The organism is Chitinophaga pinensis DSM 2588, assembly GCF_000024005.1.
Classification (GTDB): Bacteria; Bacteroidota; Bacteroidia; order Chitinophagales; family Chitinophagaceae; genus Chitinophaga; species Chitinophaga pinensis.
The window spans coordinates 3,580,623-3,598,867 of sequence record NC_013132.1 but is presented as its reverse complement, the minus strand read 5'-3'; the positions used below and the strand labels follow the sequence as shown (position 1 = coordinate 3,598,867).

19 protein-coding genes and 1 tRNA gene are annotated in these 18,245 nt (G+C 44.6%); 9 read left to right on the top strand and 11 right to left on the bottom strand.

Annotated features, from left to right (window positions below; translation table 11 throughout):
* Nucleotides 1-62: 62 nt before the first annotated feature.
* From CPIN_RS14570 to CPIN_RS14535, 8 genes are all read right to left on the bottom strand, one after another.
* Nucleotides 63-1,178, bottom strand: coding sequence for an ABC transporter permease (locus tag CPIN_RS14570; RefSeq protein ID WP_012790575.1), 1,116 nt, complete (start codon nt 1,176-1,178; stop codon nt 63-65).
* Nucleotides 1,175-2,281, bottom strand: coding sequence for an ABC transporter permease (locus tag CPIN_RS14565; RefSeq protein ID WP_012790574.1), 1,107 nt, complete (start codon nt 2,279-2,281; stop codon nt 1,175-1,177). Before CPIN_RS14565 ends, CPIN_RS14570 begins: the two co-directional genes overlap by 4 nt.
* 14 nt (nt 2,282-2,295) lie before the next feature.
* Nucleotides 2,296-3,039: an ABC transporter ATP-binding protein gene (locus CPIN_RS14560; protein WP_012790573.1), complete on the bottom strand. Its 744-nt coding sequence runs from the start codon at nt 3,037-3,039 to the stop codon at nt 2,296-2,298.
* 7 nt (nt 3,040-3,046) lie between these two features.
* Entirely contained in the window at nt 3,047-3,970 is a 924-nt protein-coding gene (locus tag CPIN_RS14555; protein ID WP_012790572.1) for an ABC transporter ATP-binding protein, read from the bottom strand.
* Nucleotides 3,971-3,972: 2 nt separating this feature from the next.
* On the bottom strand, nt 3,973-4,905 hold the full coding sequence (locus tag CPIN_RS14550) for an HlyD family secretion protein (RefSeq protein ID WP_012790571.1): 933 nt from the start codon (nt 4,903-4,905) through the stop codon (nt 3,973-3,975).
* 19 nt (nt 4,906-4,924) lie between these two features.
* Complete coding sequence (locus CPIN_RS14545; RefSeq protein WP_063715244.1) at nt 4,925-6,166, bottom strand: TolC family protein; 1,242 nt, start codon at nt 6,164-6,166, stop codon at nt 4,925-4,927.
* Nucleotides 6,167-6,220: 54 nt separating this feature from the next.
* A complete protein-coding gene (locus tag CPIN_RS14540; protein WP_012790569.1) occupies nt 6,221-6,829 on the bottom strand; it encodes a TetR/AcrR family transcriptional regulator in 609 nt (202 codons plus the stop codon).
* Nucleotides 6,830-6,909: 80 nt separating this feature from the next.
* On the bottom strand, nt 6,910-7,179 hold the full coding sequence (locus CPIN_RS14535; RefSeq protein ID WP_012790568.1) for an ArsR/SmtB family transcription factor: 270 nt from the start codon (nt 7,177-7,179) through the stop codon (nt 6,910-6,912).
* Between the two features lie 145 nt (nt 7,180-7,324).
* On the opposite strand from CPIN_RS14535, the gene CPIN_RS14530 reads away from it, so the two are divergent.
* A complete protein-coding gene (locus CPIN_RS14530) occupies nt 7,325-8,782 on the top strand; it encodes an aminotransferase-like domain-containing protein (protein ID WP_012790567.1) in 1,458 nt (485 codons plus the stop codon).
* Here CPIN_RS14530 and CPIN_RS14525 read toward each other — a convergent pair.
* Nucleotides 8,777-9,433 carry a MarR family winged helix-turn-helix transcriptional regulator gene (locus CPIN_RS14525; RefSeq protein ID WP_012790566.1) on the bottom strand — a complete coding sequence of 219 codons (657 nt, stop codon included), beginning with the start codon at nt 9,431-9,433 and terminating at the stop codon, nt 8,777-8,779. The two genes, CPIN_RS14530 and CPIN_RS14525, sit on opposite strands and share 6 nt — an antisense overlap.
* 400 nt (nt 9,434-9,833) lie before the next feature.
* Between CPIN_RS14525 and CPIN_RS36665 the strand changes: the two genes are divergently transcribed.
* The 6 genes from CPIN_RS36665 (at nt 9,834) to CPIN_RS36660 (ending at nt 14,116) form a co-directional block, all read left to right on the top strand.
* On the top strand, nt 9,834-10,346 hold the full coding sequence (locus tag CPIN_RS36665; RefSeq protein WP_012790565.1) for a hypothetical protein: 513 nt from the start codon (nt 9,834-9,836) through the stop codon (nt 10,344-10,346).
* Between the two features lie 24 nt (nt 10,347-10,370).
* Nucleotides 10,371-11,033: a hypothetical protein gene (locus CPIN_RS14515; RefSeq protein WP_012790564.1), complete on the top strand. Its 663-nt coding sequence runs from the start codon at nt 10,371-10,373 to the stop codon at nt 11,031-11,033.
* A 36-nt stretch (nt 11,034-11,069) separates the two neighbouring features.
* Nucleotides 11,070-11,810: a sensor histidine kinase gene (locus CPIN_RS14510; RefSeq protein ID WP_012790563.1), complete on the top strand. Its 741-nt coding sequence runs from the start codon at nt 11,070-11,072 to the stop codon at nt 11,808-11,810.
* 58 nt (nt 11,811-11,868) lie between these two features.
* Complete coding sequence (locus CPIN_RS14505) at nt 11,869-12,537, top strand: response regulator transcription factor (protein WP_012790562.1); 669 nt, start codon at nt 11,869-11,871, stop codon at nt 12,535-12,537.
* A 57-nt stretch (nt 12,538-12,594) separates the two neighbouring features.
* A complete protein-coding gene (locus CPIN_RS14500; RefSeq protein WP_012790561.1) occupies nt 12,595-13,170 on the top strand; it encodes a histidine phosphatase family protein in 576 nt (191 codons plus the stop codon).
* Between the two features lie 487 nt (nt 13,171-13,657).
* A complete protein-coding gene (locus tag CPIN_RS36660) occupies nt 13,658-14,116 on the top strand; it encodes a MerC domain-containing protein (protein ID WP_012790560.1) in 459 nt (152 codons plus the stop codon).
* Between the two features lie 26 nt (nt 14,117-14,142).
* Here the strand turns inward: CPIN_RS36660 and CPIN_RS14490 are convergent, their stop codons facing one another.
* On the bottom strand, nt 14,143-16,176 hold the full coding sequence (locus CPIN_RS14490) for a T9SS type B sorting domain-containing protein (RefSeq protein WP_012790559.1): 2,034 nt from the start codon (nt 16,174-16,176) through the stop codon (nt 14,143-14,145).
* Between the two features lie 147 nt (nt 16,177-16,323).
* Here CPIN_RS14490 and CPIN_RS14485 point away from each other — a divergent pair.
* A tRNA-Ser gene (locus CPIN_RS14485) sits at nt 16,324-16,408 on the top strand.
* A gap of 154 nt (nt 16,409-16,562) precedes the next feature.
* On the top strand, nt 16,563-16,817 hold the full coding sequence (locus CPIN_RS39605; protein ID WP_012790558.1) for a DUF3253 domain-containing protein: 255 nt from the start codon (nt 16,563-16,565) through the stop codon (nt 16,815-16,817).
* Nucleotides 16,818-17,594: 777 nt separating this feature from the next.
* Here the strand turns inward: CPIN_RS39605 and CPIN_RS14475 are convergent.
* The gene (locus CPIN_RS14475; RefSeq protein WP_012790556.1) at nt 17,595-17,903 is read right to left on the bottom strand and encodes an RNA recognition motif domain-containing protein; all 309 of its coding nucleotides are present in this window, start codon (nt 17,901-17,903) and stop codon (nt 17,595-17,597) included.
* Between the last annotated feature and the right edge of the window lie 342 nt (nt 17,904-18,245).

The window sequence follows — 18,245 nt, the reverse complement described above, 5'->3', positions numbered from 1 at the left end:
GACCGGGATAAGACTATCCCGGTCTCCTGTTAAACCTACAACTGTATATACTAATAAAAGTTTTATGCTGTTTTACGATAGTTCCAGATAGCCCAGCCATTCAATACCAATGCAAAGGCCAGTTCGTACAGGAATTGCATTTTTATATCCGCAAAGCGACTCCCTTTCAACACCACCATTCTCATCACATCTATAAAATGTGTCACCGGGGTTAAGTTGGCAATCATCTTCGCCCATGGCGGCATATTATCCACCGAAACAAAGAGTCCACTCATCAGCATGAAGATCATAATGAAGAAGAATGCCACAAACATCGCCTGCAACTGGTTATCGCTGTAAGTAGAGATCAACAGGCCGAATCCCAGCAATGCTACCAGGTAAACAGCCAGAAACGCGTACAGGAGCAACAGACTACCCAACGGAATAATACCATAGACAAATCTCGCCAGTAACAATCCCAGGGTGAAGTCAACCATGCCAATCACCCAGAAGGGAATCAGCTTACCAAGGATAAACTGCCACTTTTTAACAGGTGTTACATTGATCTGTTCAATGGTGCCGATCTCTTTTTCCTTTACGATATTTAAAGCGGCGATAAAGCCTCCTACCATGGTCACCAGTAATACCAGTATTCCCGGCACCATATACAAACGATAGTTCATATTCGGGTTGAACCAGTTTGAAAACGTTACGTCTATAGTACCTGGTCCGGGTGGTGCTTCCGGCAACCACTTCATCCGGATCTCATTGTTAAAGTCCGTCAGTATGGTATTGAGATAAGCGCTTCCCAGACCGGCTTTTGTGCCGTTAATCGCATCAGCAGCTATATATACTGATGCCTTATTTTCCTTTACAAGGTCTACTTCAAAGTGAGGTGGTATTTCCAGGATAATGTCCGCTTTCTCCCGTTCGATCTGTTGTCTTGCGGGTGTGTAATCCGTATAATAACCTGTAATATGAAAATAACCGGAAGAGGCGATCTTAGCCACCATCTGTTGTGTATAAGTAGAATGATCCCTGTCTACAACAGCCAGATTGATATTCTTTACCTCGAAATTCGCAGCCAGTGGCATGATCAGCAGCTGCATCATCGGCATCACAAAGATGATAGGCAGTAAGCCTTTATCACGGAAGATCTGCCTGAATTCCTTTTCCAGTAGTAAGCGTAATGTTCTCATGACAGCCGTGTTTTAAAGCTTTTAATACTGATGGTTAGTAATACCAGGGTCATACCTGCCAGTATGAGTGTTTCTTTCCAGACCACTCCGATACCCAACCCTTTCAACATCACGGCTTTTACGATGACGTAAAACCAGCGGGATGGCAGCAGATTGGAAATCAACTGAAGCGGTAAGGGCATATTCTCCAACGGAAAGATGAAACCTGTAAAAAGAATGGTAGGCAACATCATGCCCATCATAGAGACCATCATGGCCGTCTGCTGGGAACGGGTGACGCTGGAGATCAGTAATCCGAGGGAAAGACAGCTGATAATAAACAGTGTGCTTTCGAAGAACAGAAGTGCCAGGTTTCCCCTGACCGGCATTTCCAGGGCAAGTACACTTAGTATCAGTATGATGACGAAATCGACCATCGCCAGTGCCAGATAAGGCACTGCTTTTGCCAGTACCACATAAACGGGTTTGAATGGCGATACCAGCAGTATTTCCATGGTACCCATTTCCTTTTCTCTTACGATGGATACGGAGGTCAGTGTAGTACAGATGATCATCAATACCAGGGCCATTACACCAGGTACAAAGTTCATCGAACCATTCAGTTCGGGATTATAGAGCATACGGGTAACGGGGTCTATCCGCATCGGGATGTTAGCCGTCGGATTGACCTGTTGCTGATAATCCGCTACAATCGCAGTAATATAATTAGTCAGCGTTTTGGCCGTATTCGGATCAGAAGCATCAGCTATCACCTGTAACTGTGCCACCTGTCCGTTCAGCAGATCATTTCCAAAGCCAGTCGGGAATACCACCGCGCATTTTACCTTCCCTTGCCTAAATGCTTTATAAATATCTTCATCTGAAGCAGTGCTTCTGTTGATATCAAAATATTTGCTGGCAGCGATCATGGTAGTCAGCTGTTGCGAAGCGGCATCCCCGGCATGATCTACAATAATGATCTCCGCATTTTTGATCTCGGTGGTGAGCGCGTAGCCGAAAAGGAGGATCTGCATGATCGGCAGTCCGAAGAGTATCAGCAGGGTACGCCTGTCCCGGAAGACGTGATAAAATTCCTTTCTGACAAATACCATGAATTGTTTCATGTGTATAATAAATTTTAGTCGGCAGAGCGTTTTGCGCTTCTCGCCAGTGCATAAAATACTTCGTTCATGGAGTTTGCCCCGAATTGCCGGCGTAAGTTCGCTGGTGTATCCAGTGCATCTATGCGCCCATCCACCATGATGGAGATCCGGTTACAGTATTCTGCTTCATCCATGTAGTGCGTGGTAACGAATACTGTAATCCCCCTTTCTGCTGCATCATAGATCAGGTCCCAGAACTGTCTCCTTGTAACGGGATCTACGCCACCAGTCGGTTCATCCAGGAATACAATCCGGGGTTGGTGGATAATGGCTACAGAGAATGCGAGCTTTTGTTTCCAGCCCAGCGGCAGACTCCCCACCATCATCTTTGCTTCCTGCTGCATACCTAGCTTTTCAATCAGTTCGTCTCCCTTCTCTTTTAGCTGTTTATCTGATAAGCCATATACGCCGCCATAGAAACGGATATTTTCTCTTACGGTCAGACTCTCATACAGTGAGAATTTCTGACTCATATAGCCAATATTCTTTTTAATCTCTTCCTGTTGTCCGAACACATTAAAACCCGCTACGGTCGCTTCTCCTGAAGTAGGGTAAGACAGTCCGCAGAGCATACGCATAGCTGTCGTCTTGCCGGCGCCATTGGCGCCAAGGAAGCCGAAAATCTCCCCTTGTTCCACTTCGAATGAGATATGATTGACTGCAAAGAAGTCCCCGAAACGTTTGGTAAGATCTTTACAGGTGATTGCCTTGTTGTTCATGTCCACACTATTTCGGGTTACTTAATTTTTCGATAAAACAATCCTCGATATCCGGTCTTATCTCCTTTATATCTACTGTCTGATGACCTTTGTTTTTGAGGTAAGTCAGCAATTGTGCAGGATGGTCTTTTCCATCTTCCTGAAAGGCAACATGCAGTTTTTCGCCTGCAGCATAACATTGCCTGATGCCTTCATAGCTTCTTGTATCCGGCAATAACAGGTGTACTTTCGGCGACCTGAGTGCGTACAATTTGCCAGGGTAAGCAGCTACGATATTATCCGGTGTATCGATGGAGAGGATGTGTCCTGTCTGGATCAAAGCGATTCTTTCACAAAGACTGGCTTCATCCATATAAGGCGTAGAGACGACGATGGTGATGCCTTCATTTTTAAGGCGTTTCAGCATGTCCCAGAACTCCTGACGCGATACAGCGTCGACACCTGTGGTAGGTTCGTCAAGAAAGAGTACTTCCGGCCGGTGCACCAGTGCACAGGAAAGTGCGAGTTTCTGTTTCATCCCACCTGATAACTTACCGGCACGTCTGTCTTTAAAGGGCGCAATCTGTTCGTAGATATCTTTGATCAGCGCATAGTTTTCAGCGATGGTCGTACCAAACAGTGTGGCAAAGAAATTCAGGTTTTCTTCTACGGTCAGGTCCTGATAAAGTGAAAACTTGCCTGGCATGTATCCTACGCAGCTACGGATCTGGTGGAAGTCTTTCACCACGTCATATCCGGCTACGGTAGCCTTACCGGCGTCTGACAACAATAAGGTAGTCAGTATGCGGAAGATGGTAGATTTACCGGCGCCATCCGGCCCTATCAGTCCGAAAAGCTCTCCTTTCTTTACTGAGAAGGATACATTTTCCAATGCCGGAGGCGCATCCTTTATATAGGATTTGCTGATATTTTCCAGTACGACTGTATCCATGATTAATGGAATTGAGTGAGCGCAAACATGCCTATTTTCAGATATCCGTCATTCGGAACGCGTACTTTGATTGCATAGACGAGGTTCGCGCGTTCTTCTTTTGTCTGGATGGTCTTTGGCGTAAATTCTGATTTGCTGGAGATGTAAGAGATGACACCCGGGTAAGACTTGTATTCCTTTTCACCGGCATCGATCAGTACTTTTACGTGTTGTCCCAGTTTGATTGCAGGCAGTTGTGTACCTGTGATATAAGCTTTCAACAACAGTGTGTCAGTATCAGCGATCTTATACAATGCCTTTCCTATCACGGCCATTTCCCCCTGCAGTGCATAGCGGGCGAGTACGGTGCCTTTTACGGGATTGGCCACTACCCCTTTCCCGATTTCATCATCATATCTGGCCAGTGATTTCTGCAACGGGCCTTTTTCACTCAGGACGCTTCTGTTCTGGTTTGCGACATTGGTTTCGCTGACGGTGAGTTGCTGACGGGTAGCCAGTATCTGTTTCTGCATCTGGTCGATAGAGGCGTTCATATCATCCAGTTGTTTAGGCGTAGCGGCATCTTCTTTTACCAGGTTCTCTGTACGTTTCTGTTCATGCAGCAGTTGTTTCAGCTGTGCTTCCTGTATAGCGAGTTGTTTACGTACAAGCGCCAGTTGTGGCTGAGGATCCGTCGTCTTTTCCCTGAGTGCGCTGATAGTGGCTTCTGTCTGTTCTTTCTGGAGTGTGAGTCCGTTAACGTCTATTTGTCCGACGATAGCGCCTTTTGCAAGTGTATCCCCTTCTTTCGCGGTAAAGGACAACAATTGTCCGTTCTGCTGCGCAGAGACGATTACTTCATCCGCTTCAAAATTGCCCTGTGCGTCAGCTTCTGTTTCCTTGCCGGAACATGCTGCCAGGCAAAAGAAAATTACGGGGATGGCTAAGTATTTCATATCTCAAATGACGATTTTATTAGTTACCTGATGTGTTTTTATGATTGTACTGTGCCTGCAACAATTGTATCTCATGCAGGACGAGTGATAGTCTGGCCTGGTTTTCAGCATTCACCTGACTGATATAGTCGTGCGAGGTGATAACCCCGTTTTCCAGTTGTGCGACTGCTGCCTTTTTTACGGAAGTACGCAGATCAATGATTTCCAGGTCTTTCTGTATAAGATCGGTGTACTGGGCCACTTCCATCTGTTGACCGATCATGGTCTGCTTTGTATTAAAGAGGAAGGTTTCTCTCTGTACATCCAGATCCTGATGGTTGATGCGCAGCAGCTGTTTACTGTTCTTATTGGTATATAAACTACCCAGGGCCCAACTGAAGCGGACCCCGCCTATTCCGTAAAAACCGAAATCATTGCTTACGATATTAAGAGTAGGCCGGCCGTAATTGCCCTGTACGAATGCATTGACCTTTGGCAGGTAACTCACTTTCAGCTGTTTTTCCTGGATGGCCAGGCTTTTCTGCTGATAGTCATACAGTAATAGTTCCGGCCTGCGTATTTCGGGGGATAAGGGCGTCTGTGCAGGACGTACCAGCCGGACCTGGTTATCCAGGGACTGATTGATAAAGAGTCCCAGCATCTGCAGGTAAGCTTGTCGGTTGGTTTTCAGCTGTGTAGTGGATTGATCGGTGTTAAGGATCTCCGCTTTCAGTTCGTCGAGGCTACTACGTAAGGCGGTGCCATTGTTGACAGCTCCCTCTGTTTTATGCGCGCCGCTCTGGATGTCTTCCTTTCTGAGCTGGTTCTGCCGGAGCTGTTCATCTATCAACAGGATACCGAAGAAGAGCTGACTGACCCGTTCCCGGATATTAAAGAGGTTGACTTCCAGCTGTTGTTGCTGAACAACGGTGTTTGCCTTACTGAGTTCCTGCTGATAATGAATATTACCTCCATCAAAAATGGTTTGTGTAACTTCTGCCTGGACCTTATACTGGTCCTTGCTGATCTCCGGGGCGCCTGGAATGGGGATGGCTACTACCTGCGTCTGATAGGTAGCCTGTCCGGAGAAATTCAGCTGTGGCAGATAGCCTTTAGCGGCATTGGCCACATTATAAGCACCGGCTTTGCTGATCAGTTCCCGCTGCCGGATGAGCGGATAGTTCTTTTGCGCCAGCTGATAACAGTCTTCCAGCGTCAGGGAAGTTTGCCCCATGGCAGGTGAGCTACATAATAACATGGCCCATACGAGATACTTCATCATTACTAACTGTTTATTTTAACCAATTGGTTAATTTATATTCCAAAAAAAAGCCAGTTAAGGCTTTAACCAGGCGAGTATTACATCTGCCACCATTTTCTTCCGTTCTTCTATCAGCAGATCGAACTGTACGTTGTCTTGCTGAAAGATCCCCTGTACGAGTGGCCGGGCCACGAAGGGGAATATACATAGTGATACGATGTTCAGGAAGAGCTGAATGGGGCTGACTTCCCTGATTTTACCATTTTTACCTGCTTCGATCACTTCCCTCATGAAATTCATGACGCTGCCAAACGAAGGCTGGGAATTGAGCCTTTTTATCATGATCTCCGGGCGCTGATTGACCTCGCTTAATATAAATATCGGGAGGTAAGGCACCTGGGAGATACCGGTGATATAATGATTTATCACTTCTTTAATCTTCTCCTCTATTGGTTTAGACCCTTCCAGGATATGTCCCAGGGGCGTCACTACTTTAGAGAATGCCTCGTTGAACACGATCTCAAACAGTTTGTCCTTACTACGATAATAATAATGCAACATGGCTTTGTTGATACCGGCTTCATCTGCAATATCCTGCATACGGGCTCCATCGAGTCCACGTTTTACAAAGATCTTTCTGGCCGCTTCTATGATCTGTTCCTCTGTATTTTTTTCCTGTGCCATTTTAAACTATCCGATTTAACCATTTGGTTAATCAAAGGTAATATGCAGATATTAATCTGCAAAATGTTTTAAAAAAATGATCAGCTTAACTGTCCGAAGAAGGAAGAGAGGTATTTCATCATCTCTTTGTTAATGGTTAACTGAACATTGCGTCCGGTTTTGTCATAAATCAGTATCCCACTGTCTACCAGGATCTTAATATGGTGGGACACAGTGGGTTGAGACAAACCGGTGAGTTCGGTGATTTCGCAGCATTGGATAGCGGATTGCCGGGAGGCGGCCAGTATAATGGATAACCGGTGCTTGTCAGCGATTGCGTTTGCTGCTTTCTCTATCGTTACTGCGTCCATTCTGTAAAAATAGATATTTTTCGAAGCCTGTGAAAATACGGACGGAAAATAGCGAACTCATATTTATAAATATTTTCATCATTAACAAAAATTAACAACCGTATACGTCTGACGTCCGTATATCAGAGACACCTTATTGCCAGCTATGAAGAGTTACAGGCATGTGCAGATCCAGTTGTCGTTCAACAAGAATGAGCCGATATACCAACAGATCAAAGCATATATAATTAATGAAATCGTGAGAGGCAGGCTTCTCCCGGGAGCCTTATTGCCAGGGTCCAGGGTACTTGCTCAGCAACTTAGAGTTAACAGGAATACGGTCATGCTTGTGTATGACCAGCTAATTGCCTCGGGATGGCTTACTTCTCATTACAAGAGTGGCACCCGGGTGAGTGATAGTATGCCCTCAGGGCATACGGGTCCACCGGGACAGGATAATCCGCCGAAACAGCCCCTCCAGATCCCTTTCCGTCATGTGAATATCTCTCTCCCCCCATCCAATCCGAGTGGTAATTATGATATAATATTTGATGATGGTCTGCCAGACCTCAAACTGATCCCTGTTGCCGAAATCACCAGAGAATGCAGAAGGCTTGTGCAACAGGACGACCAGCGTACTATATATAATAATAATAGTGAGCGGGGAAACGAGTATCTGTTGCAGGAGATCAATGCAATGTTAAATAATGACCGCGGACTGGCTGTTACTACAGAGAACATTTGTATTACACAGGGAGGACAGATGGCTTTATACCTGACGGCGCAAACACTTTTGTCGCCTGGCGATCACGTAGCTGTGGAGCAGCCGGGATATCAGCCGGCATGGCAGGCATTTGCGATGGCGGGCGCTCAATTGCATTATATACATTCTGATGAACAGGGTATTAACCTGGATGAACTGGAATCACTTTGTCAGCAGACACCGTTGAAGGCATTATATATTACGCCGCATCATCAGTATCCGACTACAAGTACATTATCCGTAGAGAAGCGTCAGCAGCTGCTGGCGCTGAGTGAGCAGTATAACTTTATGATCATAGAAGACGACTATGATCACGAGTATCATTTTCATACACATCATATACCACTGGCTGGTATGCCACATGCGGACAATGTGATCTACATAGGATCGGTAATGCATACACTACCGATCAGCTTTGTGTGTGGTCCGGCGGACTTTATCAAGTCCCTGGCTGCTTATCGCAGTATTGTGAACAGAGAGGGTGATCCGGTATTACAACAGGCGGTTGCCAATCTGATGATAGCGGGCGATATCAGGAAGCACATTCATAATACCCGTTACGTATATATGAAAAGACTGGATCTGGCCCACAATATCATACACTCTGTCTTTGCCGGACAGGCGCATTATACGCGTCCACAGGGAGGACTGGCCATATGGCTACAGTTGTATAAACAGGTGGAGTCAGAACACTTATTACAAAAGATGCAGTCGGCAGGTGTGAACGTAGTGAATCCGTTAAGTTATTATAATCCTAAGTACAGTCATGCGCCGGGTTTGCGGCTTGGTTACGCGTCAATGGATGAAACGGGCATTATAAAAGGATTGGGAAAACTGGCAAAGGTGATTCAGCAATTATAATGATCCTTTATTATCGGATGATGATATGACTCTGGCTGGCCCTGACAAGCTGGAATGATCTATACAGTCAATCTGTAATTCTGCGGATAACAACTTTTTCTTAAAGAGGCGGCAGTAGTGCTGCCTTTTTTTGTTGCCTTCATAGTGTGCGCAACTATAACACATACGTTGCATACCACCTTTGTCTTTATCATACAGGCCGGCGATGATGGTATAAACGGACTGGTACAAACTGCTTTTCTCCTGTAAGGGTCTTTTCTGCAATATGGTATCCAGTTCGGCGATATACTGTTCTGCCTGTGTCAGCACGTCTCTGCCTGTATCGGTAAGCAGGAATGAATAGCTACGTCTGTCACGCATATCTTCTTCCATCCGCAGAAATCCTTTGCTGACAAGTGCTGCAGCTGCATCACTTACTGTGGGACGACTCAGTTGTAACTCCGTAGCGATATAGGCCACTTTGTTCACTTCGACGGTATGATGACCTGTAAATAATAATATCTGTAATTGTAAGGGCGTTATGCCCAGCATTCTCGCCTGCTCCCACTGCATTGCCTTGAGCATATCACTCAACCGCTGTAATGACAGCAAGAGTCTTGCGTCCAGCGAAGTAAGTTGTTGCTCAGGACTGAATCCTGATGTTTTCTTCATTGTCAAATGTAAAAGGAGGACAAAAATAGATTGTAGATAATACTGATATAAGTACCAGATATTAGTTTTTTTTGAATAGTCTGGCCCAGTGGAAGTCAATTAGCAATTAGGAATTAAGAATTAGGAATTAAGAATTATATGCTAAGGAGCTGCCTGTGAATAGATGACCTGAAGCAATATCAGATGTATTCATTATTTGATACTAAACTCACTGGTAGTTAACCAATTCCTAATTCCTAATTGTTAATTCCTAATTGCATTTATCTTATCTTAGATTTATAACTGTTACAACGGCCCCGCCCCATCACGTATTTATACGTTTTATTTCCAGCATTTCTACCCGGTAAAAACCCGGTCATATCTATTAGCTTACATATTCATTCATTATAAAACCGCTATTATGAAGCACCGTAACATGATACGTTTCTTTTTCGTGGCCATCCCCATCGCCGCACTTTCAGCATGTACTCATGGTCCTTCCACCCCAAAAGGCGACATTCCCCTGGATCAGAGCAAAGCCTTCGAGCACGTTATTCCCATTGAAGAAGCCCGGAGCCTCCGGCAGGGTTATCTGGCCGGCAGAAAGGAGTTGCAGGCTAAACTGGGAGGTAATTACCTGGACAGTGCTTTTAACATCCCTGAAGGAGAAACGTTTAACCGCCATGCCATCGCCGCCATCCTCAATGCCAAAGGAGCTGACGGACTTCGCATCTATTTCGGCAAAGATCAGAAGGGCCAGGTAAGACTGGTATTACTGCCTGTGGATGCTGAGGGAAAAGATATTCTGACAACCCTTGTAGCAAGGGAGAAAGCTGCCAACGTACCGGGCGTTTCGTCTGCCAAAGCGGGTTCAATGGACCAGGCCATGGAAAGTGGTCAGCGTTGTCCTCCCCTGTGTAAAAGTGCATTATAATCATCCCTCATTATCCTTGTCCTGATGAATAATATAGGCGCCTTCCTGGTAAGCCAGCTGGTCATTATTCCTCTAGCAATAGGGCTGATACGCTTCAACAGAACGGTTGCAAGCTTTCAGCCCTTCCTGCTACTTCTCTCCCTGGCGTTCCTGTCGGAAACGATCGGCTTTATCTGCATCCGTGTACTGCATACCAGCAATGCTGTTCCTCTCAACCTGTATGGTCTTGCCGAGTCTATTGTGATTGTATACCAGTTCTTCGTATGGGGTACGCTCAAGCGAAAGCGTTTGCTTTTTATCGGATTACTATCTGGTTTGGGAGGAATCTGGATTACGGAAAATATCATCTTTAACAGAATAGAAAGCTTCAGTCCTTATTTCCGGGTGATCTATGCCTTCGTGACGGTGTTGCTCAGCATCAACGAGATCAATTATCTCATTGTAAAAGATAACAAATCATTATTCAGGAATGCCCGGTTCCTGGTGTGTATGGGATTTATCATCATCTTCATCTATCAGATTATCTATGAAGCGTCGATGTTTATAGGTTCTGATACGGTGCTCTCGCTGCGTATTATTTTTATGTTTAATTATATCAATGCTTTTGTAAATTTGATATATGCAATAGCAGTGCTGTGCATACCTGTTAAGCCATCCTACTATTTCAACAAACATTTCGACGCATAGCCGAAAGCCACAACGCCCCCAAAATGATGATGCCCCATGGACGACAAAATATTTTATATCACCATATTTATCTCGCTGCTGATAGCCATCATCATTCTGTTTTTCGTCATCTCTATTGTCTTGTATCATCGCCGGTACATACAGCTGCAACGCGAACGTATCGTTGCGGAAATTACCATCCTGGAGAATGAAAGGAAAAGGATTGCCGCTGACCTGCATGACAGCATGGGCCCTTTATTATCTACTATCAAACTCAATATTCATAGTATCGAGGTGACAGATGAAAGGGACCATCAGATCATTGTCCGCTCTTCCGGTTATATCGATGAGGTGATCAAAGGACTGAGGCAGATATCACACAACCTGCTGCCAGCGACACTTGAGCGTAAGGGGCTTACGGAGGCGTTACATGAATTCATCCGCCAGTTGTCAGGTAAACAGGATCTTGAAATTAAGTTTCATACTTCCGGAAAGATCGACATTGCGCCTGAAAAACAGATCCATATCTTCCGTATTATACAGGAGATCACGCACAATACCCTGAAACACGCCAAAGCCACACAATTACAGATTGTGCTGACGAGAGAAAACGGATTCTACCTTGTACTGGTGAAGGAGAACGGGATCGGGTTTGATGTAAAAAAAGCCAGAAATGAATCTGCCGGACTTGGTATGAAAAGTCTGGCGATCCGTACAGACATCCTTCGGGGCTCACTGTCTATCGATTCTGTACCGGGCCAGGGTACCAACTATTTCGTAAAAATTCCGGTGGGATAATGTAACTTTATAACACGTTTAATCCCGGTCACACAACTTACCCCAATTCTAATAATCAATGAATCACGACATCCGATTAGTGATAGCTGACGATCATGAGATATTCCGTGACGGACTTGCATTAATGCTTTCAAGACAACCTGACATTACCCTTGTAGGGCAGGCCAACAATGGCAGGGAATTACTGGAACTACTGACAAGCGTCGAAGCGGACGTAGTCATGACTGACCTTAAAATGCCTTTGATGGATGGCATTACGGCTACCCGTGCATTACTACAACGTAATCCAGACATTAAGATCATTGCTTTGTCGATGTTTGATGAAGAGGAGCTCATTGTGGAAATGCTGGAAGCGGGTGCAAAAGGTTATCTGCTGAAGAATGCAGATAAACAGGAGATCATCGAGGCGATTAACAGCGTGTATGAAGATCATATTTTCTATTGCCGGCAAACTTCGGCCAGGCTGGCGGCGATGATTGTCAAGAGTCGTTTTAATCCTCCCAGAGAGAATAATGCGGTCACTTTCACCGACAGGGAGAAAGAGATTATCCGGCTGATCTGTCAGCAATTTACCGCCCAGGAAATAGGTGATAAGATATTTCTGAGTAAGCGTACAGTGGAGGGACACCGCACCCGCATCCTGGAAAAAATGAATGTCAAGAATACCGCCGGTGTCGTGGTTTTCGCCCTGAAAAACAACCTCATCAGTGAGGCTGAACTGCTCTGAGGTTTCGATTCCTGCGGATCTGTGCGTATATTTGCGGCAACCAACACAAGAGTGCCTATGACACGTATAGCCCTGATCCGTCACGGAAGTACAGCATGGAACAAAGAAGGGAAAATGCAGGGTAGTACAGATATTGCCCTGGACAATGAAGGACTTGAACAAGCCAGAAAACTGGGCATACGCCTTTCTGACGAATCCTGGGACATCGTTTACACCAGTCACTTATCCCGCGCAAAAAGGACGGGAGAAATCATTGCCGCCGAACTCGGCATTGAAGATGTGCGTGAAGATAAACGTATCATGGAAGTTTCCGGAGGTCAGACTGAAGGAACAACGGAAGCAGACAGGATTGCCAAATGGGGAACCGGCTGGCGTCAGCTGGAACTGGGTATGGAGACGGAACAAGCGGTTCTGACCCGTGGTATGGCTTTCCTGGATGATCTGATGCAGGAACATGCCGGCAAACACATTGTCATTGTCAGCCACGGCAGCTTTATCCGCCATCTACTGAAAAAACTGGCGCCCAGCCTGGTACAGGATTCGAATCTGAAAAACACCTCAGTTACGCGTTTTACTGTGAATGACGATGTATGGGAATGCGAATTGTACAATTGTACAGCTCACCTGGTATAGCAAATATTATCATGAATTTATATGAGTGCCGGTCCAGTTCCGGCACTTTTTTTGGCCTCATATGAGCGTTTGGCCGGAATGCCCCCTATCAGGCTAAAAAATACGTTTGACAGGAAGTATACAGGGAGTATATAGGGAGTATCTATGCTTGATCTCATGCAGTATCCAGGTCTAAAGTGGCCAATTCATGACCAAATCACCACCTTTAAAGTGGCTATTTTCCATCTAATCATTAGTTTAATAAACAAGTGTCCGTTAACCATGGGCTGAATGGCCCATTATACCGTCATTACGCCGTTATTAAGCCCATATTTGTTCGTTCCTGATCGAAGAAATATGGGCGTAACAACGGCGTAATAAGGGTATACAACGAAGAAAAAGACCCTATATCGGCTATAGATAAGCATTCTAAGGCCAGGGGTAATTATTTTTTGCATCCCCGTTTCATTTAATTACTTTTGTTACCCGCAGAACGAAAAGAGGAATCATGGAAAAGATATCAAAAAGACATAAGGAAAATAGTCATGCTTACGAAATGAAGTGGGATGCAATCGGTATAGGGGCATCTTTAGCCTGTGCCGTACACTGTGTACTCCTGCCGGTCATCTTCACCACACTGACCCTGTTTGATATAGATATTTTAAAAAATGTAATGCTGGAGGTTCTGACGATCCTTGTGTCCATGAGTATAGGTGGCTGGGCTATCTGGAAGGGATATAAACGTGTGCATGGACAGAAATCCGTGCTTGTATATTTCGCGATTGGTCTGACGCTGATGATTGCGGCCAACTTTATTCATGGCAGCGCCTTTGAAATGGGGTTAAAACTGATCGGGGCTACCTTACTGATCACTGCACATATAAAAAACTGGCGGGGCTGTCGCAATTGCGAAGTGCATGCTTCTGCTAATCATACCACCACCTCTTCTTCTTCTATGGCTGCCTGAGCCGCCAAAGGCGGACCGTACCACTGCTAACGCAGCAGTACGGTAGTACCTTTCTTAAATACTTTCTTACCGGTATCTGTTATTGTATATCGTAACATCCAGACATACGTACCTATATCAGCAGGTAATCCTTTCACGGTACCATCCCACTTCTGGGTCCAGTTCGTTGAGTGGAAGACGAGTTGTCCGACACGGTTATATACAGAAAAGTCGAGGTCCGTTGCTTTATATGCACTCAAGGGATACAGGAAATCATTCTTTCCATCATTATTAGGCGAAAACGCGGTAGGCACATCGATGTAACAGCTGGTAACTGCTTTGATCACATGATCTGTTGTATCCAGACAATTCTGTGCATCCAGTACGATCAGGCGGATCCGATAATCCTGCTCCTTACGTGTAGGATAATATGTTTGTGGCAATGGTGTGGCGTCTATACTGGTAATACCATTTCCATAATCCCAGAGATAGGATACGATGTTACCGAAGCTTTCATTCTTAGGCGATACGACGTCCATCGGGCAATAAGGCCCGGGGTCAACGCTAAAGATCGCTCCCAGCGTACGTTCCAGGTTGATCTCCTTGTACACTGAATCCCGGCATACACCATTGGAAACCAGCAAAGAGACCTTCTTGATGCCAAAGTCACCATATACTTTATTGACATTCTGCGTATAGCGATTATCCGTACTATCGAAATTCCAGTGCCAGTAATTCACGCTATTGGCGCCGTTATGTGTCAGATCCAGCACACTTAACTTACAATTTCTATTTAAACCAAAATCAAAATCTGCTGATACGGTATCGACTGTATGAAAATTCACCACCTGTCCTAAAGGCGCCGGCTGACCACATTCTCCCAATATCGGCGTACCATCGCTACCGGTAGTCAGCGTGATCGAATAATTTCCCTGCCGGTATAAGGGTTGCGTAAATTCTATCAGGACGGTATCCGCCAGATTATTGCTGTTACAGATCCCTGATGCACCACGGATACTGGCTGCCGGCGATCCGCTCAATCTGAAATCACTGCCGTTAGGTGCAATAGAACCACAACGTACCGGCACTGATAACGGAATCTTTATCTTATCCGGCGCGCAACCTGGCGCTACTACATCATACAGTACCACTGTAGGTGGAACCTCAACGCGGAAACTTGCGTGTTCTCCTACTGCGAGTCCGTTACCACAGATATCCAATATCGTATTCCCATCACTACCATTCTTCACTGCAATGGTATAATCTCCCGGCGCCAGCGGAGCGCTGGTCTTCACCAATATTGAATCGGCGTCGAATCCATTGGTACAATTCACACCTGTAGCACCCACAATCGTACCGGTACCACTGGTTAAAATGAATTCGGTCCCGTTGGTACTAAGTGTCTTACAAAGCGTCTCCTTGCTGAGCTTAATACCTATCGTATTATCATGGCAATAATAGCTTGCCCATTTAACAGCTGGTATACCCGGACTGGTAATATCGGCTGTGCCACCACCAAACTCCAGGTCATACCCTGACTGTGTCTGGGTAAAGTGGCTCAGCAATAAGAGGTACTCGTGTCCTTCTATCAGCGTCGGCATTTTGCTGAACAGCGACATTCCCAAACCACCACACACATCAAAAGACGTCCCTGCTCCGGAAGCGCCCGTTATACCGCCCTCCCCTGACCAGTTCATACATACGTATAAGCTACGGTCTGTATAGGCATCGTTAGGGTTACGTCCGGTAATATCAAAGATCTGCCAGTCATAGTCATCTTCCATGACTTTAGGCGTGATCTTAAATCCGAGTGTACCACCTTTATAACATGTGAATTTATACCAGAAGGGGTTGATATCTGTATGTCCGCCGTCACCACTGCCATTACAACCGGGACCCAGAATAGGTCTGCCGCCACAGATAGGAACGGACTCCTGGCTAAAGACTTTTGTTCCACAGACGGGGAAGGCCGTGGAAGCATTCTGACCAATCCCTGTGCAAGTGGTCTGAGCCTGCGTTCTAACAATGTTGGCAAACAGCAGGATTAAAATTGGGTACAGGAAGCTGAGTTTAGATTGCATGTTTATGGTCCGTAGTGGGTATCTGTAATGCCTAAAAATAGTTTTTTTTCCCGAGCAAAACCAATCTGACAAAGGATTTTAAATAGATGAATATGTATCTTAAAAAGATTTTTTTTGAAAGTTCGATCAGTTTTATACTTTTGCAGCGGAGAAATGGCAGAGCGGTCGAATGCGGCGGTCTTGAAAACCGTTGACTGTCAAAGGTCCGGGGGTTCGAATCCCTCTTTCTCCGCAGAAATTAAAAGCCTTCAGATGTGATCTGAAGGCTTTTTTTATGGCAGACGGTTGATGCGCGGTCTTGTCAGAACTAAGGATCAAGTTGAAAACCTGGAACTTGCCATCAGGCATAACTACTCGTATCATTCAGGAATTGATTATTATTGATAATGCATCAGAACAGCATCATTTCGAAACAGATAATTTCTACTGTTACCCAGAGAGGCCCTGATAAAAGCACATGCCCTTCTGAGATAGCCAGAATGCTCTTTGCTGACAATTGGCGGGACTATATGCAGCAGGTCAGAGATGTAGCAATTGATTTGCAAAAGAAGGGGTTGATCATTATTACTCAAAAAGGATTACCAGTTGATATCAATGATTTCAAGGGTCCAATCAGAATAAAGCTCCAGAACAAATTATAACATAAGCTACCCCCTATTGAATTAGCCTAGACCTTTTTATGGCAGATAGTTGATGCGTAGTCTTAGATAAAATGATTTTGACTAATCAATATCCCGGGGTTTGAATCTCTCTTTCTCCGCAGAATCTCGAAGAAGCCCGCGCTAGTCAAGGATTTTCTATTTTAAGTCGGGTATTTAGCTGAGTTCCGATTAATGCCCTCTCATTTTTTATGTTATTTTCTTAAGGCTAACTATCACTTACTAAGATACTTGTAAATAGATTCTTACACTCCCTCCACCAATACCAAAATAGATTTAGAAAAAGTGTATGCATTCCGGTGTATCATAATACTCCCTGAAGTTTCTGCTAACAATAAAATGAAATGAGAAGTTTGAATTTGAGACGGATACAATCCCCTGCCAAGTTTGATTTACACGTTAACTACAATACATCTATTCCGTTCCCAAAAAAACATGAAAATTATTGCGCTTCTTATATCGTTCAGCCTGCAGCAGCTACATGTCATAGACTGATTAGTGATTATTGGGGAGATGTTCTATGACATTGATGATACAAATCTTCATTGTCACCTCATTGGCGCAGTTGCTAACAGTTCTTGTTACTATATCCCATCCTGGGGGTTGATTAAGGATATAATTAGAAAATTAAGCTTGGGATGCTGCTTCCGGTACATAGAAACGTAAAAGCAAAGCCACAAACTACTTAACGTATTTGCGGCTTTGCTCTTCTGCTTTCTTAACAGACAAAGGCAATCGATGTTTTAAAACATCCAACTATTAGTATCTGGGTCTAAATCCAGGGCGTGGTCCGGATCTTGAGAAACGATTATTTTCCGGTCTTTCAGGTTTTGGACGAGCCTCATACACTACTATTTTCTGGCCATCAACTACAGAATTATTCAATTCCTTAATTGCCAGTACTGCATTGGAATCGTCTGGCATTTCAACGAATGCAAAACCTTTAGAACGGCCACTGTACTTATCATAAGCCACATTAATACTATATACAACTCCAAATGGGTCAAATAAAGACCAGATTTCATCTTCAGTTGTTCTGTCACTTATATTACCTACAAAAATATTCACAAATATAATTTTAATTAAATATACATACTACTGAAAAACAGGGAATGAGGAAGAAAAAGAAACTCAAACTAGCTCAGAAGACGCCAAATGCAATCTTGTTAAAGTTAGAGCAATAAATTGAGTATTACAGGATTAATTTCTGGGGATTGGATTATTAGCATTAGCACATCACCTGCGCAAAGCAGCTTAAAATGGCTGAAGAATTTAAAATTAGCGCATTTATAGAGGACCTACAAATTCTTAAAAGAAGTTCTTCTTTTATAAAATACTGAATTTCAATTAGATTATCCAAGAACTGGTTCGAACATAGTTTCTCTTACCTCGCAGAAGTTAAAAGCCTTC